The organism is Pseudomonas sp. NPDC089743, assembly GCF_044748785.1.
Taxonomy (GTDB): domain Bacteria; phylum Pseudomonadota; class Gammaproteobacteria; order Pseudomonadales; family Pseudomonadaceae; genus Aquipseudomonas; species Aquipseudomonas putida_X.
Window position 1 is genome coordinate 114,574 of the sequence record NZ_JBIVGS010000011.1, and the last position, 21,685, is coordinate 136,258.

Below are 21,685 nucleotides of genomic sequence, written 5' to 3' on the forward strand. Positions count from 1 at the left end.
TCAACCCAAGGCCAGAATGATACCGGCAGCCTAATAGTATTTGCCCGCGACGGCCATGCTGCATGGCCGCCCTTGCCAAGACGAGCGTGTAGATGAAGCGATTGCGTCGCCTGTTGGTTATCGGCTGCTTGTGGCTACCCTTGATTGCCTTGGCAAGGCCCGAGGCGGCGCCTGCGGTGCTGCTCGAACCTGCCCAGCAGCAATGGCTGGACGCCCATCGCAGCCTGCGGGTCGGCCTGGTGCTGCAGGCGCCCTATGCCCAGTTCGACCGCCGTCTGCAGCGACTCTACGGGGCCAATGTTGACCTGGTGAACTGGCTGGGGCAGGCCCTCAAGCTGGACCTCACCTGGCGCAACTTCACTGATCAGGCCAGCCTCGAACACGCCCTGCAGGCAGGTGAAATCGACTTTGCGCCGGGGCTTACGCAAACACCGGCCAGCTTGCGCCTGTGGTTGTTCAGCGACCCCTACATGCGCGTGCCGCAACTGGTGGTCGGGCTGCGCACCGGTGCGTTGGCCGTCGAACTGGAAAAGCTTGAAGCCAACGAGCGCGTGGCGGTACGCATGCCAAGCTCGTTGGCCGATTACCTGCGAGGCAATTACGCCAACCTCAACCTGCAAGGTGTGCCCAACGAGCGCCAGGCCTTGCAGCTGGTGATAGGGGGCCAGGCCAGCTACGCGGTGCTGGATGAAGCTCAGCTGAGCCGGCTGTCCCGCGAGAGCGAGTTCGGTGAGCTGGCGGTGCTCGGCGACATCGGCCTGCCGCAATTATTACGGGTGGGTTCGCGCCGTGACTGGCCGTTGCTGGCTGACGTGCTTGAACGGGGCCTGCAGGCCATGCCGGGCAAAGAGCTGGAGCAGCTGCATCAGCGTTGGTTGCAGCCGCAATACCCGCGCCTGAGCGAATCCACCGGTTTCTGGCAGAACCTTGCGCTGCTGTTCGGCATGTTGCTGCTGTGTGCCGGGGCCACGCTGGTGTGGCAGCGCCGCCAGCAGCGCCAGCTCGAGCGTAGCCTGCTGGCGGCACGGGAGCACCTGGCGGAGCGGCAGATACGGGAGGAGGCGCTGCGCGTGAGCCAGTTCGCCATCGACCAGAGCACGGTGGGCATCCTCTGGGTCAACTGGGACAGTCATGTGCGTTACGCCAACCAAGCGGCGGGGCGCATGCTGGGTTATGCCGAGGCGGCATTGCTGGAGCGTCCGCTGAGCGACGTCGAGCCGAACCTCAGCATGGACCGCTGGCTGCAGTTGTGGCGGGCGGCCCGCACCGGGGAGGCAGGCGCTCGGCAGTTCGAGACCCAATGCCTGTGCGCCGATGGCAGCCTGTTGCCGGTGGAGTTGTCCTTGAGCTTCCTGCGTTTTCGCGATGCCGAGTACCTGGTGGTTTACCTTGCCGACGTCACCGAACGCCACCGTGCCTTGGCGGCGCTACGTGAAAGCGAAGCACGGCTCAAGGGTATTGCTGGCAATGTGCCGGGGCTGGTGTTCCGCCTGGAGCCCGCGCCGGCGGAAGGGGCCCTGGAGTTTCCTTATATCAGCGAGGGCAGTGAGGCGTTGGTGGGCTACACGCCCGCGCAGATCCAGCACCCGCAGATGGGCTTGCGCAATCTGGTCCATCCGGATGACCGTGCGGACTACCATCAGGTGCAGGACCTGGCCATTGCCAACGATCAGGACTGGTCCTGGCAAGGGCGCATCCTCACCCGCGAAGGTGAGCAGCGGTGGGCCGACATCAAGGCCAGTACCCGCCGCCTGGCCGACGGCCGCGTCGTCTGGGACGGTATCGTCTGGGACATTACCCAGAGCAAGCGCGCAGAGCTGGCGCTTGCGAAGTCCCAGGAGCAACTGCGCGAACTGTCGGCCCACCTGGAAAGCGTGCGCGAGGAAGAAAAGGCCCGCATCGCCCGCGAAGTGCACGATGAGCTGGGGCAGATGCTGACCGTGCTCAAGCTTGAAGTTTCGATGTGCGAATTGGCCTTTGCCGAGCTCGACCCTGCGCTGAACGAGCGTCTGGCCAGCATGAAGCGCCTGATCGCCCAGTTGTTCCAGTTGGTGCGCGATGTGGCAACGGCGTTGCGCCCGCCAATCCTGGACGCCGGTATCGCCTCGGCCATCGAATGGCAGGCACGGCGCTTCGAAGCGCGCACGCAGATCCCCTGCCTGGTACAGGTGCCGGATAATCTGCCAGCATTGAGCGATGCAAAAGCCATCGGCTTGTTCCGTATCCTGCAGGAAGCGTTGACCAACGTCATGCGCCACGCCCAGGCCCACAGTGTGGAGATAGAGCTGGTGCGCGAGGGCGAAAAACTGCGTATGACAGTCAGTGATGACGGTAGCGGATTCTGCCTGGACCAGGCCCGGCCAACCTCGTTCGGCCTGGTCGGTGTGCGTGAGCGGGTACTCATGCTCGGTGGCAGCATGGCGTTGAACAGCGAGCCAGGTGAAGGTACCAGCCTGAGCGTGACCATAGCGTTGGATTAGGAGAACGATCGTGATTCGAGTGCTGGTGGCCGAAGACCACACCATTGTCCGCGAAGGCATCAAGCAGTTGATCGGCCTGGCCAAGGATATGCAGGTGGTGGGGGAGGCCGGCAATGGTGAACAGTTGCTGGAAACCTTGCGCCACACCCCCTGCGACGTGGTGTTGCTGGATATCTCGATGCCCGGGGTCAGTGGTTTGGAGGCGATTGCGCGGATCCGCGCGCTGCACAACCCGCCGGCGATCCTGATGCTGTCGATGCACGACGAAGCGCAGATGGCCGCGCGCGCGCTCAAGGCCGGCGCTGCCGGTTATGCCACCAAGGACAGTGACCCTGCCTTGCTGCTGACCGCAATCCGGCGGGTGGCAGGCGGCGGGCGCTACATCGACCCGGCGTTGGCCGACCGCATGGTCTTCGAGGTTGGCCTGACCGAGACCCGGCCGCTGCATACGCTGCTGTCGGAGCGCGAGTTCTCGGTGTTCGAACGCCTGGCCCAAGGCGCCAACGTCAACGATATCGCTCAGCAGTTGGCGCTCTCCAGCAAGACCATCAGCACCCACAAGGCGAGGCTGATGCAGAAACTCAAGGTCAACTCGCTGGCTGAGCTGGTGAAGTACGCCATGGAGCACAAGCTGGTCTGACTGTTCTGTTTGCGACAGAGGTTAGCCGCCGGGTACCGCTTTCCCTTTGGATGGCTGAAGGCTGCATTCCAATACCGCCATCTGTGTAGGGCAATCCCTACACAAACGCTTCCAACCGGATGATGGCATTCTCTCAGTGCCCCCGATTTGCGGGCGCTTGCGTCTTCTTTAGTCTTTGCCTACGCAGTCATTCCAACAAGAAGGTGCAGGCATGAGCGAGGCGAATTCGAACGCGACCACCGGTGAGACGCTGGTCAGTTTCCGTGGTGTGCAGAAGAGCTACGACGGCGAATCGCTGATCGTCAAAGACCTCAACCTGGACATTCGCAAAGGTGAATTCCTCACCTTGCTCGGCCCTTCCGGCTCGGGCAAAACCACCAGCCTGATGATGCTGGCCGGTTTCGAGACCCCGACCGCCGGTGAAATCCAGTTGGCCGGGCGCTCCATCAACAACGTGCCGCCGCACAAACGTGACATCGGCATGGTGTTCCAGAACTACGCGCTATTCCCACACATGACCGTGGCGGAAAACCTCGCTTTTCCGCTGAGCGTGCGCAACCTGAGCAAGACCGACATCAGTGAACGGGTCAAGCGGGTACTCAACATGGTGCAGCTCGATGCCTTCGCCAAGCGCTACCCTGGCCAGCTTTCCGGTGGCCAGCAGCAGCGCGTGGCCTTGGCCAGGGCGTTGGTGTTCGAGCCGCAGCTGGTACTGATGGACGAGCCGCTCGGCGCGCTGGACAAGCAGCTGCGTGAACACATGCAGATGGAGATCAAGCACATTCACCAGCGCCTGGGTGTGACGGTGGTCTACGTAACCCACGACCAGGGCGAGGCGTTGACCATGTCCGACCGCGTGGCCGTGTTCCATGAAGGCGAGATCCAGCAGATCGCCGACCCGCGCACCCTTTATGAAGAGCCGCGCAACACCTTCGTCGCCAACTTCATCGGTGAGAACAACCGCATCAACGGCACGCTGCTGGCCAGTGACGGTCACCGTTGCCAGGTGCAGCTGGCCCGCGGCGAGCGGGTCGAGGCACTGGCGGTGAACGTCGGCCAGGCTGGCGAGCCGGTGACCCTGTCGGTACGCCCGGAGCGCGTGCGTCTCAATGGCCACAGCGAAAGCTGCGTCAATCGATTCTCCGGCCGCGTGGCCGAGTTCATTTACCTGGGCGACCATGTACGGGTGCGTCTGGAAGTCTGTGGCAAGGCTGACTTTTTCGTGAAACAGCCGATTGCCGAGCTCGACCCGGCCCTTGCCGTGGGCGATGTGGTACCGCTGGGCTGGGAGGTGGAGCACGCGCGCGCGCTCGATCCGATTGCCGAAGCCCACTGATGGATTGCTTCACCAACCCTGTACTGTGGAGAGAATAATAATGCGCAAGCAGCTGAAACTGACCGCCCTGGCCCTTGGCCTGTTCGCCGCCGGCCAGGCCATGGCGACAGACCTGACCGTGGTGTCCTTCGGTGGCGCCAACAAGGCGGCCCAGGTCAAGGCGTTCTACGAGCCATGGGAGAAGGCCGGCAAGGGCAAGATCGTCGCTGGCGAGTACAACGGCGAAATGGCCAAGATCAAAGCCATGGTCGATACCAACAGCGTGTCCTGGAACCTGGTGGAGGTGGAGTCGCCAGAATTGGCCCGTGGTTGCGACGAAGGCATGTTCGAGGAACTCGACCCGGCGTTGTTCGGTAACGAAAGCGATTATGTGAAAGGCGCCATCCAACCATGCGGCGTGGGCTTCTTCGTGTGGTCGACGGTGCTGGCCTACAACGCTGACAAGCTCAAGACAGCCCCGACCAGCTGGGCCGATTTCTGGGACACGAAGAAATTCCCGGGCAAGCGCGGCCTGCGCAAGGGCGCGAAGTACACCCTCGAGTTTGCCCTGATGGCCGACGGCGTTGCGCCCAAGGATGTGTACCAGGTGCTGGCCAGCAAGGAAGGCGTGGACCGCGCCTTCAAGAAACTCGACGAACTCAAGCCAAGCATCCAGTGGTGGGAAGCGGGCGCCCAGCCGCCGCAGTACCTGGCATCGGGTGATGTGGTCATGAGCTCGGCCTACAACGGGCGTATTGCCGCGGTGCAGAAAGAGAGCAACCTCAAGGTGGTATGGAACGGTGGTATCTACGATTTCGACGCTTGGGCCATCCCGAAGGGGGCCAAGAATGTTGAAGAAGCGAAGAAGTTCATCGCTTATACCGTTCAGCCCGAGCAGCAGAAGACCTACTCCGAGAACATCGCCTACGGCCCGGCCAACGCCAAGGCGGTACCGCTGCTGACGGACGCGGTGAAGAAGGACATGCCGACCACGCCTGAAAACATCGCCAACCAGGTGCAGATCGATGTGGCCTTCTGGGCCGACAACAGCGAGCAACTGGAGCAACGCTTCAACGCCTGGGCGGCGAAGAAGTAAGGCGCCTCGAAGGAGCGCCGGCCGGCTGGCTGGCGCTCCCTGTTCCCCTGTTTTTGCGGAGTTCGCCATGGCCATTGCAGTGCCCCTCAACGAAGGCGCAGGTCCAAGTCTCAAGCAGCGCCTCAAGCACGCCGAGCGGGTCAACCGCTGGAAGGCGCAGGCGCTCATTGCGCCGCTGGCGCTGTTTCTTCTGCTGGTGTTCCTGGTGCCCATCGCGGCGCTGCTGTTCAAGAGCGTCGACAACCCGGAAGTGGTCAACGGCCTGCCGCGCACGGTTCAGGCTGTGTCGCAGTGGGACGGCAAGAGCCTGCCCGGCGAGGCGGTTTACAAGGCCCTGAGCCAGGACCTGGCCGAATCGCGCAAGAACCAGACCTTGGGCGACCTGTCCAAACGCCTGAACATGGAGCTGGCCGGCTACCGCAGCCTGCTCTCCAAGACCGCTCGGGCGCTGCCGTTCAAGGCTGAACCTGCTTCTTATAAAGAGGCCTTGCAGGCCCTCGATGAACGTTGGGGCGACCCCGCGTACTGGCAGGCGATCCGCCGCAACACCAGTAGCGTGACGTCCTATTACCTGCTGGCATCGGTCGACCACCGTATCGATGACCTTGGCGAGTTGGCCAAGGCCACCCCCGACCAGGCTATCTACCTGGATATCTTTGCCCGCACCCTGTGGATGGGTGTGGTGATCACGGCCATCTGTCTGGTGCTGGCGTATCCGCTGGCCTACCTGCTGGCCAACCTGCCAACCCGCCAGGGCAACCTGCTGATGATCCTGGTATTGCTGCCATTCTGGACTTCGATACTGGTTCGGGTGGCGGCGTGGATCGTGCTGCTGCAATCAGGCGGCCTGATCAACAGTGCCCTGATGGCAATCGGCATCATCGATCAGCCGCTGGAGCTGGTGTTCAACCGTACCGGCGTGTACATCTCGATGGTTCACATCCTTCTGCCGTTCATGATCCTGCCGCTGTACAGCGTGATGAAGGGCATATCGCCAAGCTACATGCGTGCAGCGATCTCCCTGGGTTGCCACCCGTTCGCCAGCTTCTGGCGGGTGTACTTCCCGCAGACCTACGCGGGCGTGGGCGCCGGTTGCCTGTTGGTGTTCATCCTGGCCATCGGCTATTACATCACCCCGGCGTTGCTCGGCAGCCCGAACGACCAGATGGTCAGCTACTTCGTGGCCTTCTATACCAACACCAGCATCAACTGGGGCATGGCCACCGCGCTGGGTGGGCTGTTGCTGCTGGCGACCGTGCTGCTGTACCTGATCTATAGCTGGCTGGTCGGTGCCAGCCGCCTGCGCCTGAGCTGAGGAGCCTAGTGATGCTTAGCCCATACATGTCGCCCGTGGAGCGGGTGTGGTTCTACAGCCTGCGTATCCTTTGCGGCCTGATATTGCTGTTTCTGGTGTTGCCGGTACTGGTGATCGTGCCGCTGTCGTTCAACAGTGGCAGCTTCCTGGTGTATCCACTGCAAGGCTTCTCTCTGCAGTGGTACCACGATTTCTTCGCTTCGGCCGAGTGGATGCGCGCCCTGCGCAACAGCGTCATCGTCGCCCCGGCGGCCACGTTGCTGGCCATGGTGTTCGGCACGCTGGCAGCGATCGGGCTTACCCGCGCCGATTTTCCCGGCAAGTCGCTGGTCATGGCGCTGGTGATTTCGCCGATGGTGGTGCCGGTGGTGATCATTGGTGTAGCCAGCTACCTGTTCTTTGCCCCGCTGGGGATGGGTAACAGCTTCATTTCGCTGATCCTGGTGCACGCGGTGCTGGGTGTGCCGTTCGTCATCATCACCGTGTCGGCGACCTTGCAAGGCTTCAATTACAACCTGGTGCGTGCGGCTGCCAGCCTGGGGGCCTCACCGGTGGTTGCGTTTCGCCGGGTCACCTTGCCGCTGATCGCCCCCGGGGTCATCTCGGGAGCGCTGTTCGCCTTCGCTACCTCTTTCGATGAGGTGGTGGTGACGCTTTTCCTCGCCGGGCCAGAGCAGGCCACCCTGCCGCGGCAGATGTTCAGCGGCATCCGCGAGAACCTGAGCCCGACGATTGCAGCGGCGGCCACCTTGCTGATCGGTTTTTCGGTGGTGCTGTTGCTGACCCTGGAGTGGCTGCGCGGGCGCAGTGAAAAGCTGAGGACTCAGCAGCCCGCCTGAGCCATGTCGCCGGTACCGGCCCTTCACAGGCAAGCCCGCTAAGGGCCGGTAGCGGCGAGACGGCGACACCCGTCGCCACGCATTGATGCCAATCAGCCCCTATCCGGTTCCCTGAGTTACAATGCGCGCCACCTAGATTCTGCCAACAGGTGCGCCATGCAGCCCTACGCTATTGCCCCCTCCATTCTCTCCGCCGATTTCGCCCGCCTGGGCGAGGACGTCGACAAGGTGCTGGCCGCTGGTGCCGACATCGTCCACTTCGACGTGATGGATAACCACTACGTACCCAACCTGACCATCGGCCCGATGGTCTGCACTGCCTTGCGCAAATACGGTGTGACCGCGCCGATCGATGTGCATCTGATGGTCAGCCCGGTAGACCGCATCATCGGTGACTTCATCGAAGCCGGTGCCACCTACATCACCTTCCACCCGGAAGCTTCGCAGCACATCGACCGCTCGCTGCAGCTGATCCGTGACGGTGGCTGCAAGGCCGGCCTGGTGTTCAACCCGGCAACCAGCCTGGACGCGCTGAAATACGTGATGGACAAGGTCGACATGGTGCTGCTGATGAGCGTCAACCCAGGCTTTGGCGGGCAGAAGTTCATCCCCGGCACCTTGGACAAGCTGCGTGAAGCACGGGCGCTGATCGACGCCAGTGGCCGTGATATCCGCCTGGAAATCGACGGTGGGGTCAACGTCAACAATATCCGCGAGATCGCTGCCGCAGGCGCTGATACCTTCGTTGCCGGCTCGGCGATCTTCAACGCGCCGGATTATCAGGAAGTGATCGCCAAGATGCGCGCCGAACTGGCTCAGGCCCGGCCATGAGCGGCTTCGAGCAGCTGTTCCCCGGGACGCTGCCCAGGCTGGTGATGTTCGATCTGGACGGTACCCTGATCGATTCAGTCCCCGACCTGGCCGCAGCCGTTGACCGCATGCTGCTCGAACTTGGTCGACCGGCCGCCGGCCTCGACGCCGTGCGGCACTGGGTAGGCAACGGCGCGCCCGTGCTGGTGCGCCGCGCCCTCGCCGGCGGCCTGGACCACGCCACGGTAGACGATGAGCTGGCCGAGCGTGGCCTTGCACTGTTCATGGAGGCGTATGCCGAAAGCCATGATCTGACGGTCGTCTACCCTGGTGTGCGCGAAACCCTGCGCTGGCTGCGCAAGCAGGGCGTGGAGATGGCGCTGATCACCAACAAGCCGGAACGCTTCGTCGCACCGTTGCTCGACCAGATGAAGATCGGCCGTTATTTCCGCTGGATCATCGGCGGCGATACCCTGCCACAGAAGAAGCCCGACCCTGCTGCGTTGCTGTTCGTCATGAAAATGGCCGGCGTCGAGCCTGGCCAGGCGCTGTTTGTGGGGGACTCGCGCAGTGATGTGCTGGCGGCCAAGGCTGCCGGTGTGCAGTGCGTTGGGCTCAGCTATGGCTACAACCACGGCCGGCCGATCGATGAAGAAGCGCCCAGCCTGGTCTTGGGCGATCTGCGCCTGCTGCTGCCTGGTTGCGTAGTCACCGACACTGGGATAACGTTGGCGGACCTTCAAGCCTCACAAGACAGAGAGCCCTCCGTGGTGGTTACCGGCAAATTCTGGATGAAAGTCATCAAGGCCCTGGCCCGTTGGCGTTGGCGCGCCTGACTTCTGCCCGCCGGCCTTAGCCGGCCCGTCCGTTTGCCCGACTCTCATTGTTGCTCCGAGGCTACTCATGACCCGCGAAGAATTCCTGCGCCTGGCCGCTGCTGGCTACAACCGCATTCCCTTGGCCTGTGAAACCCTGGCCGACTTCGATACCCCGCTTTCCATCTACCTGAAGCTGGCAGACCAGGCCAACTCGTACCTGCTCGAGTCGGTGCAGGGTGGAGAGAAGTGGGGGCGCTATTCGATGATCGGCCTGCCGTCGCGCACGGTGATGCGTGTGCATGGCTATCACGTGAGCATCCTGCACGATGGCGTGCAGGTCGAAAGCCATGATGTCGAAGACCCGCTGGCATTCGTCGAAACGTTCAAGGACCGCTACAAGGTCGCTGACATTGCCGGCCTGCCGCGTTTCAACGGTGGCCTGGTCGGCTACTTCGGCTATGACTGCGTACGCTATGTGGAAAAGCGCCTGGGCGCTTGCCCCAATCCTGACCCGCTGGGCGTGCCGGACATCCTGCTGATGGTTTCGGATGCCGTGGTGGTGTTCGACAACCTGGCCGGCAAGATGCATGCGATCGTACTGGTCGACCCGTCCGAAGAGCAGGCTTTCGAGCAAGGCCAGGCGCGCCTGCAAGGCCTGCTGGCCAAGCTGCGTGAACCCATCACGCCGCGACGCGGCCTGGACCTGAGCGGCCCCATGGCGGCAGAGCCGGCGTTCCGCTCCTCTTTTACCCAGGAGGATTACGAGCGCGCTGTGGACACCGTGAAGGAGTACATCCTGGCCGGTGACTGCATGCAAGTGGTGCCGTCCCAGCGCATGTCGATCGACTTCAAGGCAGCGCCCATCGATTTGTACCGTGCGCTGCGCTGCTTCAACCCGACGCCTTACATGTACTTCTTCAACTTCGGGGACTTCCACGTGGTCGGCAGTTCGCCGGAAGTGCTGGTGCGGGTTGAAGACAACCTGGTCACCGTGCGACCGATTGCCGGTACCCGCCCACGGGGGGCGAACGAGGAGGCCGACCGAGCGCTGGAAGATGACCTGCTGTCGGACGACAAGGAAATCGCCGAGCACCTGATGCTCATCGACCTTGGCCGCAACGATGTGGGCCGTGTGTCTTCCACCGGTAGCGTGCGCCTGACCGAAAAGATGGTGATCGAGCGCTACTCCAATGTGATGCATATCGTGTCCAACGTCACCGGCCAGCTGGCCGAGGGCCTGACCGCCATGGATGCCCTGCGGGCGATTCTGCCGGCGGGTACATTGTCGGGTGCACCGAAGATTCGCGCGATGGAGATCATCGACGAACTGGAGCCGGTCAAACGGGGCGTCTACGGTGGTGCGGTGGGCTACTTTGCCTGGAACGGCAACATGGATACCGCCATTGCCATTCGCACGGCGGTGATCAAGGACGGCGAGCTGCATGTGCAGGCAGGTGGCGGCATCGTCGCCGACTCGGTGCCGGCGCTGGAATGGGAAGAAACCATCAACAAGCGCCGGGCGATGTTCCGTGCAGTAGCATTGGCTGAGCAGTCTCCTGCCGAGTAACGCTCAGGCGTGGGGCCGCATGGCGGCCCCAATGGGTTAAAAGTCGACGCTGACGCCCAGGCTTATTCCTTGCTGGGTCAACTCATCGCTCTTGCGCCAGTTGTAGTTCCCGCGCAGGTGTACCCCCGCCACCAGTTCATGGGTCAGCCCGAGGCTGGCGCGGGTCAGGTCGCTCTGCGGTGTGTACCCGGTCAGCGTGAAGTCATTGGCTGGCAGTGTGGTCAGGTGCAGGGTCACGTCCTGCTGGTCATCTTCGAACTCATGCTCCTGCGCCACCTCGGCAAAAAGCCTGGTGTTGGCCAGTACCTGCACGCTGCCGAGCAACCCAACGCCCAAACGCCGCGATGTGCGTTCCTGGTCATCGAAGCCCAGGGCCGTCGAGCGTCCGCTCTTCTCGTCATAACCGTCCACCTTCACCCGTGCATAGTCGGCGCTGATGAAAGGGGCCAACTGCCATTGGCTGCTATCGGCTGCCAGGTTGTATCCCAGCCGGCCGGTCACAGCCCAGGCTTCGCCATCGGTATCACCTTTTTCGCTTCGGTCATTCACGCCCAGGGCGAAGGTACGCTTGAGGTCCCGGTAATCCAGGTGCCCGGCGCTCAGCGCTGCGTCCGCCCACCAGCGGTCCTGACGAAACTGGGCGAAGGCACTGGCCAGGTAGCTGTCGAGCTTGTAGTCCGAGTCTTGTTCGCCTGCCTCCAGTTTCTGGCGGTAGATACCGCCGGCAAGCCCTAAGCGCCAAGCGTCATTGAGCCGATAGCTGCCGCCCAACGTGAGGTTGTAGCCGCGCCCGTCACCGTTGGCAGAACTGCGCGCGCTGTCGAAGTCCAGGTCTTGCGCACCCGTGGCAACAAAGGCCTGCCATTGGCCTGCCGCTTGCCAGGGTGTCTGCCATTGATTACGCAGTTCGTCCTGATGCGCGCGCAGGCTGGCGTGGGCCATTTCCGGTAGCAGTGTCAGCTCCCAGGGTGCGGAGAGGATCGAGTAGCCGTAGTCGGCAATCAGTTGCTGGCCTGCGATGGTTGGGTGCACCGAGTCGTTGAACAGGAGCTTGGTGGGGTCAGGGGTGGTGCCGTTGATGCCGTACAGCGGGTTTTCCACACAACTGTTGCCGCTGTAGCAGGTACCGACCAGGTTCTGCCCGCTGGCCAGGCCGAATTGCGTCGGGCTGGCCAGTGCTTCGTTCAGCAGTACGGGAATGTTCAGTGGAATGATTTCGGCATCTATCTGGCCCAGTTGGCTGACCAGTGACTGGTTGAACACGCTGGAAAGTTGCGACAGCGCGCCTTGCTGCGGCGTGCCGCTGAAGTTCGGCGTTTGCCCGAGGTCGGGTAGCAGCCAGACCATGATGTAGCGGGCGCCGCCTTGTTGCAGGGCCTGGGCGCTGGCGGCCAGGCGCGACCCCGCGGCGGCCGCGTCGGCAGGGCTGCTCACCAGGCCCTGCAGGAAGTCGTTGCCGCCCCCGGTCAGGTAGTAGAGGGCGTTGGGGTCGGCGCGCAAGCCATTGGCCAGGTAACCGGCCTTCTCGCGTAGGACCAGGCCGGCAAAGTCTTGACCAGGCGGAATGATTGTCTGGGAAGTGTCGGTGACCGAATCCAGGATCTGCTGCGTGGTGTAGCCACCAACGGCCCAGTTGTTGCCGTCGGGGCGTATCCCGACTGATGTGGACGGGTTCAACTCATTGGGGGCCACACCCAGGCGGGCGCCGAGGATCATCGGCGAGACAGGTGCAAAGTTGCCATTCGCATCACGGTTGGTAAAGCGCATGCCGGCAGTGCCGCCGGTCAGGTCAGGGAATTGCCCGGCGTCGCTGAGGCTGTCCCCGAAGACGATCATTGTCGAGTAAGGCGAGGGTGCAGCGAAAGCTTGGCTGCAGGCGAGCGCCAAGGTAGCCAGGGTAAAACGTAGCAAGGGTGTTTTTCGCATGTGTGAACATCCTTTTCATTGTTTTTATGAGTACAGCCCGATCGACCATAGCAAATCGCGGGGCATGCCTTCCAAGTCCATTCGTTTCCCGTAATTACGGGCATATTGCGCCCGCCGCCCCGGTAGGCTACTGTGCCTGCAAGTATGAGCGAGACCTATCCCGTGTTGATCGTCAGCAAACTCTTGATGCGCGTTATCAAGGCCCACGCCCGTTGGCGTTGGCGCGCCTGACTTTATCTCTTGCCGGCCTGCCCGGCCCGCCCCCGTTTGCCTTCCTGTCCGTGTCCGAGCGCCCTTAGTGGCAACGCCGTGTCTGTTTATGGTGTAGGAAGGTTCGACTTTTAAAGTCAGTAGATTCTAGAGGTTTAGCCTGATGTTACTGATGATCGACAATTACGACTCATTCACTTACAACGTCGTCCAGTACCTTGGCGAGTTGGGTGCCGAGGTCAACGTCATCCGCAACGACGAAATCACCGTTGCCGAGATCGAAGCCCTCAACCCTGAACGGATCGTCGTCTCCCCCGGCCCTTGCACGCCGAGCGAAGCCGGTGTGTCCATCGAGGCCATCCTGCATTTCGCCGGCAAGCTGCCGATCCTTGGGGTTTGCCTGGGCCACCAATCGATCGGCCAGGCGTTTGGCGGCGATGTCGTGCGTGCCCGCCAGGTGATGCACGGCAAGACCAGCCCGGTGTATCACCGCGACCTGGGCGTGTTCGCCGGCCTCAACAACCCGCTCACCGTGACCCGCTACCATTCCCTGGTGGTCAAGCGCGAGACCCTGCCAGAGTGCCTGGAGGTGACAGCCTGGACCGCACATGACGACGGTTCGGTCGACGAGATCATGGGCCTGCGCCACAAGACACTGAATATAGAAGGGGTGCAGTTCCACCCCGAGTCCATCCTGACCGAGCAGGGCCACGAGCTGTTCGCCAACTTCCTCAAGCAGACCGGCGGCCGCCGCTAAGGACCGAGCATGGATATCAAGAGCGCGTTGAGCCGTATTGTCGGCCACCTGGACCTCTCTACCGAAGAAATGCGCGATGTGATGCGCCAGATCATGACCGGCCAGTGCAGCGAGGCGCAGATCGGTGCCTTCCTGATGGGCATGCGCATGAAGAGCGAAAGCATCGACGAGATCGTTGGCGCGGTCTCGGTCATGCGTGAGCTGGCTGACAAGGTCGAGCTCAAAAGCCTAGATGGCGTGGTCGATATCGTCGGCACGGGCGGTGATGGCGCCAACATCTTCAACGTTTCCACCGCTTCCGCGTTCGTCCTGGCCGCGGCGGGTTGCACCGTGGCCAAACATGGCAACCGCGCGGTTTCCGGCAAGAGCGGCAGTGCGGACCTGCTGGAAGCTGCGGGCATCTACCTGAACCTCACGCCTACCCAAGTGGGGCGTTGCATTGACAGCCTCGGCATTGGCTTCATGTTCGCGCAGAGCCATCACACAGCCATGAAACATGCCGCAGGCCCGCGCCGCGACCTGGGCCTGCGTACCCTGTTCAACATGCTCGGCCCGCTTACGAATCCGGCTGGGGTGAAACACCAGGTGGTCGGCGTGTTCAGCCAGGCCTTGTGCCGCCCGCTGGCTGAAGTGCTGCAACGCCTGGGCAGCAAGCATGTGCTGGTCGTGCATTCCAAGGATGGCCTGGACGAGTTCAGCCTGGCCGCGCCTACCTTTGTCGCCGAACTGAAGAACGACCAGATCAGCGAGTACTGGGTCGAGCCTGAAGACCTTGGCATGAAGAGCCAGAGCCTGCATGGCCTGGCAGTCGAAAATCCACAGGCATCGCTGGAGTTGATCCGTGATGCACTGGGCCGGCGCAAGACCGAGAACGGCCAGAAGGCTGCCGAGATGATAGTGCTCAACGCGGGCGCTGCGTTGTACGCCGCTGACCACGCCATGAGCCTGAAGGCGGGTGTGGATCTGGCGCACGATGTGCTGCACACAGGGCTAGCGTGGGAAAAGCTGCAGGAGCTGGGTGCCTTTACAGCGGTATTCAAGGTGGAGAACGAAGCATGAGTGTCCCGACGGTGCTGGAAAGGATCATTGCCCGCAAGTTCCAGGAAGTGGCAGAGCGCAGCGCGCGCGTCAGCCTCGCCGAAATGGAGCGCCTGGCCAAGGAGGCGGATGCCCCGCGCGGGTTTGCCAATGCCCTGATCGAGCAGGCCAAGCGCAAGCAGCCAGCGGTGATTGCCGAAATCAAGAAGGCCTCGCCGAGCAAGGGTGTGATCCGCGAGAACTTCGTCCCGTCGGAAATTGCCGTCAGCTACGAAAAGGGCGGGGCGACTTGCCTGTCGGTGCTGACCGACGTGGACTACTTCCAAGGGGCCGATGAGTACCTGCAGCAGGCTCGCGCCGCCGTTTCGCTGCCGGTGATCCGCAAGGATTTCATGGTCGACCCTTATCAGATCATCGAAGCACGCGCCTTGGGTGCAGACTGCGTGCTGTTGATCGTGTCGGCGCTCGATGACGTCAGGATGGCCGAGCTGGCTACTACCGCCAAGGACGTCGGCCTCGATGTGCTGGTCGAAGTACATGACGGTGATGAGTTGGAGCGCGCGTTGAACACCCTTGATACCCCGCTGGTGGGTGTCAACAACCGCAACCTGCATACCTTTGACGTCAGCCTGGAAACCACTCTCGACCTGCTGCCACGCATCCCCCGCGATCGCCTGGCCATCACCGAGAGTGGCATCCTCAACCGTGCGGATGTCGAGCTCATGGAAATCAATGACGTTTATTCGTTCCTGGTGGGCGAGGCGTTCATGCGGGCCGAGCAGCCGGGGCTGGAATTGCAGCGGTTGTTCTTCCCTGAACAAGTGAAGAAGACTGTTCAGCATCTGGACTAAGCAACGTTGAAGCCGGCAATCGCCGGCTTTATCTAAGGTGGATCAATGACCGATCAACCCCTGGCCCTTACCGTCGAGCAGGGCCTGCGCGCCGAGCAAGATCTTTTGGCTGTAGTCTGTCGTGGCGAAGCCGAGAGTGGTGTGCTGTTCTGGCGCCCGACGGATCATGCGCTGGTCATGCCTCGGCGCATGAGCCGCCTGGACAACTTCGAGGCAGCCTGCTCGGAATTGGCGATCGCGGGCTGGCCAGTGCTGCTGCGTGAAACCGGTGGTGAACCGGTGCCTCAGTCGCATTCGACGGTGAATGTGGCGCTGGTGTACGTAGCTCCCCGCAGCGAAGGCGACCATGGCCGTATCGAGAACGCCTATGAACGGCTCTGCCTGCCGTTGTGCGACGTGCTGCGCGAATGGGGTGGTGTGGCTTCGGTAGGCGAGATCGACGGGGCCTTCTGCGATGGCCGCTACAACGTCAACCTCAATGGCCGCAAGCTGGTGGGTACTGCCCAGCGTTGGCGCCAGGGGCTGGGTGGAAAACGGCCTGTGGTGCTGGTGCATGGTGCGTTGTTGCTGGATAACGAGCGCGAGTCCATGGTCGCGGCGGTCAATCTGTTCAATGAATGTTGCGAGCTCGAGCAGCGCTGCCGGGCCGACAGCCATATAGCCCTGCACGAAGTGGCGCCCGCTGTGCCTTGGTACGAGCGCCTTTCGCAGGCGTACAGGGAAGTACTTGCAGCGTTGCCCAAGGATTAACGCGTACCGTAAACCACCATGGTCTTGCCCTTGACCTGGACCAGGCTGCGTTCCTCGAGGTCCTTGAGCACGCGGCCGACCATCTCCCGCGAGCAGCCGACGATACGGCCAATTTCCTGGCGGGTGATCTTGATTTGCATGCCGTCCGGGTGGGTCATGGCATCTGGCTGTTTGCACAGGTCCAGCAGGCAGCGGGCGACCCGGCCGGTAACATCGAAGAAGGCCAGGTCGCCGACCTTGCGTGTGGTGTTACGCAGGCGCTGGGCCATCTGGCTGCCGAGGGAGTAGAGAATCTCCGGGTCCTGGCGGGCCAGGTCGCGAAACTTGTCGTAACTGATCTCGGCTACTTCGCACTCTGTCTTGGCGCGCACCCAGGCGCTGCGCTGCTGATCGCTGCCGGCGGGTTCGAACAAACCCAGTTCGCCGAAGAAATCGCCACTGTTGAGGTAGGCGATGATCATCTCGTGGCCTTCGTCATCCTCAATGAGGATGGTGACCGAGCCTTTGATGATGAACGACAGCGTTTCGGCTCGGTCACCAGCACAGATGATATTGCTCTTGGCGGTGTAGCGGCGGCGCTGGCAGTGCATCAGCAGCTTGTCGATGTTCTTGATCTTGGCGGGTAGGGCTGAGGCAACCATCACGAAATCCTGTTCGATACGACCCATGGGCTCTGGTGGGGAGTTGGCTGACATGACGCGTCAGTCAATTGGCGCCAGCTTATCAGACACTGCAAGATGTTTCGGCACAAATGCCGAACCTGTGGAGCTTTTCCGACAGCCACACAAGGCTTAAGCTGACACCCTTTTTGCTAGATCTAGGAGTACGGACAGATGAAGGCACGCATCCAATGGGCCGGTGAAGCGATGTTCCTTGGCGAATCGGGGAGCGGCCATGTGGTGGTGATGGACGGCCCGCCCGAGGCTGGGGGCCGCAACCTGGGCGTGCGCCCGATGGAAATGCTCCTGCTCGGCCTGGGTGGCTGCAGCAGCTTCGATGTAGTGAGCATCCTGAAGAAATCGCGCCAAGCGGTGGAAAGCTGCGAAGCCTTCCTTGAAGCCGAGCGCGCCAGCGAAGATCCGAAGGTGTTTACCAAGATACACATGAACTTCGTGGTCAAAGGGCGTGGGCTGAAAGAGGCTCAGGTCAAGCGTGCGGTGGAGCTGTCGGCGGAGAAATATTGCTCGGCGTCGATCATGCTGGAGCGGGCGGGTGTGGAAATCACCCACGGTTACGAGATCGTTGAGCTGGGGTAAGGCATCAGGGCCGCAAGGCGGCCCCGACGGCCATCAATTGCGCAACGCTGGGAGAGCCACCACCAGCCAACGGGGCACGCAACGCCTCAATGACTGGCTGAGGTGCTCCCGGCGCTTTTGATAACCCAGCCCCAGGGCGATGACCCCGAGCCCGATCAAGGTCAGCACCACAGGGAACAGCAGCGAATCGGCAAACACCTCGTACGACAGATAACCCAGGTAAGCAGCCACCCCCAGGGCCCCGAAGACCATGAACACTGGCCGGCGCAGCAGCACCGCCATGGCCATCAGCCCCAGGTTGATCAAGCAGTACAATGCCTTACCCAGCTCGCTGTCGCTTTCGACCAGCGTCAGCCCACCCCAGAACGCTGCCAGCCCGGCCAGGTAACCCCAGTGGGCGTAATCCTCACGCGTGCGCCCGTCGACCACCAGAAACACCAGCAGCAGGCCAAGCCCAAACCACAGCGAAACCGTGCGCCGCTGTTCCCAGCTGAACGGTGAGCCGAACACCCACTGGCTAAGGTCCATCGACATGAACCACAAGGCAACGGCAATCGGCATGACGATAAACGGGTAGGGGATCAGGCGCAGCATCAGCAAACCGGCGACTACCGTGGCCGCCTCCATCATCAGCCAGCCGCCCTGCACATAGGTGTAGTACTGGTGATAGTCCGTTTGCCGATCATCCAATGGCCACCAGCCGGCCAGGCGTTCGATGGCAAAGACTGCCAAGGGCACGATGCTTACCGCGACCGCCGCCAAGACGCCAGAGGCGATAGGTTGCTGGCGTTTTTGCAGAGTGAGGGCGAACAGGGTGAGAAGGCCGATGTAAAGGATGGCGATGGCCAGCAGCGCCCAATCACCGATTCGCATCCAGGCCTCGGTCAGCAGCCAGCCCATCGCCCCCATGATCAGTAGGGCGCCGAAGTAGAAGGCGACGTGCGCCAGCTGGAAGCTGCCACGAACTACCGGCTGCTGGTGCAGGAAGTCCAGCAGAGCCTTGTCCTGGCCCGGCTGGAGAATGCCTGCTTGTACGGCGCGCGCCAGGTCCTTGGCGTCGATACGGTCCGTCATTGGCGTGCCCTTAGATGCGGTAAGTGCTCTTGGTCATGACCTTGGCCAGCATGCTCATGCCGAAGCGTACCGGCGCGGGGAAGCGATAGCCACCTGCTTCAAGGGCCGAATCGGCGTGCTGCTCTTCGTCGACGCGCATCTGCTCGAGAATGGCACGGGACTTTTCGTCCTCATGGGGGATCTGCTCCAGGTGTTCGTCGAGGTGTTTGCACACCTGATGCTCGGTGGCGGCGACGAAGCCCAGGCTGACCTTGTCGCTGACCATGCCGGCGAGCGCGCCGATGCCGAACGACATGCCGTAGAACAACGGATTGAGCACGCTGGGGTGGCTGCCCAGCTGACGGATGCGCTGTTCGCACCAGGCCAGGTGGTCGATTTCTTCCTCGGCCGCATGTTCCATCGCCTTGCGCACCTGAGGCAGTTTGGCGGTCAGGGCCTGGCCTTGGTACAGCGCCTGGGCGCAGACCTCTCCGGTATGGTTGATGCGCATGAGCCCGGCAATGTGGCGGGTCTGGCTTTCGTCGAGTTCGACGTCCGGCTGGACAATGGCCGGGGACGGCCGGGAGGGTTGGCCGCTGAAGGGCAGCAAGGTGCGCATGGCGGTATCGGCCTGCAGCAACAAGCGGTCGAGCGGCGAGTAGTGACGTTCGGTAGCCATCGGGCACCTCCGCTGAAGTGATGCCCGACAGTTTACCTCAATCGCCCGGGGTGGGCTTGCCTTGGGTCAGCCCGGTGGCCAGTGCATCTGGCGCTGGCCGAGCACATGCATGTGGATGTGGTAGACGGTCTGGCCACCTTGCTCGTTGCAGTTCATGACCACGCGGAAGCCATCCTCGCAACCCAGTTCCTTGGCCAGGCGCTGGGCGGTGAACAGGATGTGGCCGGCCAGGCCCTTGTCCTCTTCGGTCAGGTCATTGAGCGTACGGATGTGTTTTTTCGGGATGACCAGAAAATGCACCGGCGCCTGGGGCGCGATGTCGTGGAACGCCAGAACCTGGTCGTCCTCGTAGATGATCTTCGCCGGGATTTCCCGGTTGATGATCTTGATGAATAAATCGTCCACAGCACTTGCTCCATGGTGAGGGTCCTGGCCGAGTGTACTTAGCCAGGCGCCGCTCGCCCAGTGGGCTATTCCATTCCGACCGGGCAGTAACGGCGGTGGATGAAGCCTGCAAGCTTGCGCGACAACCAGCGTGGCAACAGACGTGGGGCGAATGCCAGCCAGCGGTTGCGGCGAACCGGCATGATCAGCGCCCGGTTCTTCGCCAGTGCGCGCACGGTGTACAGCGCTACTTCTTCGGGGCTGAGGCAGCGGCTGCTGCCTTCTAGCCTGGGAATAGGCCGGCGCGAAGAGCGCACAGGCCCGGGGCAAAGCACTGAAACCTTGATGCCCGTGGGCTTGAGCTCTTCGCGCAGGGCTTCGGTGAAATGCATCACATAGGCCTTGCTGGCGGCATAGGTGGCCATCCAGGGGCCTGGCGCTATGGCGGCCAGGCCGGCGACGTTGAGGATCTGCCCACCACCCTGTACTGCCATGAGGTTGCCGATGGCGTGGCACAGGCGGCTCATGGCGAGAATGTTCACCTCCAGCAGGTCTTGCTCGTCTGCCCATTCGTGGGCGAGAAACGGGCCATAGGTACGCTGGCCGGCGCAGTTGATCAACAGGTCGATGCGCCGCTCGCCCTCTTCCAGTTCGAGTACGAAACCGGACAGGCGCAGTGGCTGGCTGAGGTCGCAGGCGCGTAGCAGTACTTCGACGCCGAAGCGCTGGGTCAGCTCTATGGCAACCGGTTCAAGGGTTTCGCGGTTGCGTGCCACCAGGATCAGATTGCGCCCGCGCCGCGCCAGCGCTTCCGCCAGGGCCAAGCCCAGGCCGCTGGAAGCACCAGTGATCATGGCGTAACGGGTCATGCAAGGCTCCTGAGGGCTAGAGAGGGCGCCTAGTGTACAGCGTGGCCAGGCCAGGTGTTGCCTTTTGCTGCTAGGCCTTGGCGCGTAACGCCTGGCTGCGCTCCAGGGCTGCTTTGTATTCGCCGTGCAGGCGTTCGATCAGTGCGGCGGCGTCGGGCAGGTCATGGATATCTCCGACGCCTTGCCCGGCAGACCATACGGTCTTCCAGGCCTTGGCTTCATCATCGATTGGCTTGAGTTTGCCCTGCTCCTGGCCGGCCTTCAGTGCGGCCATGTCGTACCCGGCCTGTTCAAGGCTCTGACGCAAAAAGCTGGCTGGTATGCCGGACACCGCTGGGGTATGGACGATGTCCGCTGCATGCGCGCCGAGCAGCATCTGTTTATAGGCCTCTGGGGCTTGGCTCTCCCGGGTGGCGATGAAGCGAGTACCCATGTAGGCCAGGTCCGCGCCAAGCAACTGGGCGGCGAGTATTTCATGGCCGTGGTTGATGCAGCCGGCCAATAGCAGTGTCTTGTCGAAAAACTGGCGGATTTCGGCCACAAGGGCGAACGGGCTCCAGGTACCAGCATGCCCACCTGCACCTGCCGCCACCGCGATCAGGCCATCGACGCCGGCCTGTGCAGCTTTTTCAGCGTGACGCCGGGTGGTCACATCATGGAACACCAGGCCGCCATAGCCGTGTACGGCATCCACGACTTCCTTCACCGCGCCAAGACTGGTGATGACTATAGGCACCTGATGCTCGACACACAGGGCAAGGTCAGCCTGCAGGCGCGGGTTGGATGGGTGGACGATCAGATTCACCGCATAAGGGGCTGGCGTTTGCAGCTGCTCAAGGCCTGCTTCGATCTCCTCGAGCCAGCCTTTGAAGCCGGCACTGTCGCGCTGGTTCAAGGCCGGAAAGCTGCCGACCACGCCATTGCCGCAGCAGGCCAGGACCAGTTGGGGATTGGAGATCAGGAACATCGGCGCCGCCACCACGGGCAAGCGCAGGCGTTGTTCGAGCGAAGCAGGCAGGGACATGGGCGAGG

General features: G+C 62.4%; 21 protein-coding genes. 14 read left to right on the forward strand and 7 right to left on the reverse strand.

Translation table 11 applies throughout. The features are described from left to right. Nucleotides 1-92: 92 nt before the first annotated feature. The 9 genes from ACIPZC_RS19030 (at nt 93) to trpE (ending at nt 10,880) form a co-directional block, all read left to right on the forward strand. Nucleotides 93-2,480: a PAS domain S-box protein gene (locus tag ACIPZC_RS19030; RefSeq protein WP_400628790.1), complete on the forward strand. Its 2,388-nt coding sequence runs from the start codon at nt 93-95 to the stop codon at nt 2,478-2,480. Between the two features lie 7 nt (nt 2,481-2,487). Beyond that, nucleotides 2,488-3,120, forward strand: a complete 633-nt coding sequence (locus ACIPZC_RS19035) for a response regulator transcription factor (protein ID WP_241807095.1) — start codon at nt 2,488-2,490, stop codon at nt 3,118-3,120. A gap of 211 nt (nt 3,121-3,331) precedes the next feature. Next, a complete protein-coding gene (locus ACIPZC_RS19040) occupies nt 3,332-4,456 on the forward strand; it encodes an ABC transporter ATP-binding protein (RefSeq protein ID WP_241807076.1) in 1,125 nt (374 codons plus the stop codon). A gap of 40 nt (nt 4,457-4,496) precedes the next feature. After that, a complete protein-coding gene (locus tag ACIPZC_RS19045) occupies nt 4,497-5,531 on the forward strand; it encodes an ABC transporter substrate-binding protein (RefSeq protein ID WP_400628792.1) in 1,035 nt (344 codons plus the stop codon). Between the two features lie 67 nt (nt 5,532-5,598). Beyond that, nucleotides 5,599-6,846: an ABC transporter permease gene (locus ACIPZC_RS19050; protein ID WP_241807078.1), complete on the forward strand. Its 1,248-nt coding sequence runs from the start codon at nt 5,599-5,601 to the stop codon at nt 6,844-6,846. A gap of 11 nt (nt 6,847-6,857) precedes the next feature. After that, nucleotides 6,858-7,685 carry an ABC transporter permease gene (locus ACIPZC_RS19055; protein ID WP_012316549.1) on the forward strand — a complete coding sequence of 276 codons (828 nt, stop codon included), beginning with the start codon at nt 6,858-6,860 and terminating at the stop codon, nt 7,683-7,685. Between the two features lie 156 nt (nt 7,686-7,841). Further along, entirely contained in the window at nt 7,842-8,516 is a 675-nt protein-coding gene (rpe, locus tag ACIPZC_RS19060) for a ribulose-phosphate 3-epimerase (RefSeq protein WP_136912648.1), read from the forward strand. Continuing rightward, nucleotides 8,513-9,331 carry a phosphoglycolate phosphatase gene (locus ACIPZC_RS19065; RefSeq protein ID WP_241807080.1) on the forward strand — a complete coding sequence of 273 codons (819 nt, stop codon included), beginning with the start codon at nt 8,513-8,515 and terminating at the stop codon, nt 9,329-9,331. The genes rpe and ACIPZC_RS19065 overlap by 4 nt, the downstream gene beginning before the upstream one ends. Nucleotides 9,332-9,398: 67 nt before the next feature. Beyond that, entirely contained in the window at nt 9,399-10,880 is a 1,482-nt protein-coding gene (gene trpE, locus ACIPZC_RS19070) for an anthranilate synthase component I (RefSeq protein ID WP_400628796.1), read from the forward strand. A gap of 36 nt (nt 10,881-10,916) precedes the next feature. On the opposite strand, the gene estP is transcribed toward trpE, so the two are convergent. Further along, on the reverse strand, nt 10,917-12,806 hold the full coding sequence (estP, locus tag ACIPZC_RS19075) for an esterase EstP (RefSeq protein ID WP_400628798.1): 1,890 nt from the start codon (nt 12,804-12,806) through the stop codon (nt 10,917-10,919). A gap of 373 nt (nt 12,807-13,179) precedes the next feature. Here estP and ACIPZC_RS19080 point away from each other — a divergent pair, with 373 nt between their 5' ends. Genes ACIPZC_RS19080 through ACIPZC_RS19095 form a run of 4 tightly spaced genes read left to right on the forward strand, consistent with a single transcriptional unit; the run spans nt 13,180 to nt 16,412 of the window. Continuing rightward, entirely contained in the window at nt 13,180-13,773 is a 594-nt protein-coding gene (locus ACIPZC_RS19080) for an aminodeoxychorismate/anthranilate synthase component II (RefSeq protein WP_241807083.1), read from the forward strand. A gap of 9 nt (nt 13,774-13,782) precedes the next feature. Continuing rightward, entirely contained in the window at nt 13,783-14,832 is a 1,050-nt protein-coding gene (gene trpD / locus ACIPZC_RS19085) for an anthranilate phosphoribosyltransferase (protein ID WP_267819190.1), read from the forward strand. Beyond that, nucleotides 14,829-15,662: an indole-3-glycerol phosphate synthase TrpC gene (trpC, locus tag ACIPZC_RS19090; protein ID WP_267819188.1), complete on the forward strand. Its 834-nt coding sequence runs from the start codon at nt 14,829-14,831 to the stop codon at nt 15,660-15,662. The genes trpD and trpC overlap by 4 nt, the downstream gene beginning before the upstream one ends. Nucleotides 15,663-15,707: 45 nt before the next feature. Further along, entirely contained in the window at nt 15,708-16,412 is a 705-nt protein-coding gene (locus ACIPZC_RS19095) for a biotin/lipoate A/B protein ligase family protein (RefSeq protein ID WP_400628801.1), read from the forward strand. Here ACIPZC_RS19095 and crp read toward each other — a convergent pair. After that, a complete protein-coding gene (crp, locus tag ACIPZC_RS19100; protein ID WP_241807087.1) occupies nt 16,409-17,053 on the reverse strand; it encodes a cAMP-activated global transcriptional regulator CRP in 645 nt (214 codons plus the stop codon). The two genes, ACIPZC_RS19095 and crp, sit on opposite strands and share 4 nt — an antisense overlap. A 192-nt stretch (nt 17,054-17,245) precedes the next feature. Here crp and ACIPZC_RS19105 point away from each other — a divergent pair, with 192 nt between their 5' ends. Next, nucleotides 17,246-17,668 carry an OsmC family protein gene (locus tag ACIPZC_RS19105; RefSeq protein WP_004376171.1) on the forward strand — a complete coding sequence of 141 codons (423 nt, stop codon included), beginning with the start codon at nt 17,246-17,248 and terminating at the stop codon, nt 17,666-17,668. Nucleotides 17,669-17,701: 33 nt separating this feature from the next. On the opposite strand, the gene ACIPZC_RS19110 is transcribed toward ACIPZC_RS19105, so the two are convergent. The 5 genes from ACIPZC_RS19110 to ACIPZC_RS19130 form a co-directional block, all read right to left on the reverse strand. After that, nucleotides 17,702-18,742, reverse strand: a complete 1,041-nt coding sequence (locus tag ACIPZC_RS19110) for a DUF2157 domain-containing protein (protein ID WP_400628803.1) — start codon at nt 18,740-18,742, stop codon at nt 17,702-17,704. Between the two features lie 10 nt (nt 18,743-18,752). After that, nucleotides 18,753-19,400, reverse strand: a complete 648-nt coding sequence (gene coq7 / locus ACIPZC_RS19115) for a 2-polyprenyl-3-methyl-6-methoxy-1,4-benzoquinone monooxygenase (RefSeq protein WP_012316538.1) — start codon at nt 19,398-19,400, stop codon at nt 18,753-18,755. 66 nt (nt 19,401-19,466) lie between these two features. Beyond that, entirely contained in the window at nt 19,467-19,805 is a 339-nt protein-coding gene (locus ACIPZC_RS19120; protein WP_012316537.1) for a histidine triad nucleotide-binding protein, read from the reverse strand. 65 nt (nt 19,806-19,870) lie between these two features. Next, nucleotides 19,871-20,653 (reverse strand): SDR family NAD(P)-dependent oxidoreductase, encoded by a 783-nt coding sequence (locus ACIPZC_RS19125; RefSeq protein ID WP_400628805.1) that lies wholly within the window; start codon nt 20,651-20,653, stop codon nt 19,871-19,873. 70 nt (nt 20,654-20,723) lie between these two features. Continuing rightward, a complete protein-coding gene (locus ACIPZC_RS19130) occupies nt 20,724-21,677 on the reverse strand; it encodes an NAD(P)H-dependent flavin oxidoreductase (RefSeq protein WP_400628807.1) in 954 nt (317 codons plus the stop codon). Between the last annotated feature and the right edge of the window lie 8 nt (nt 21,678-21,685).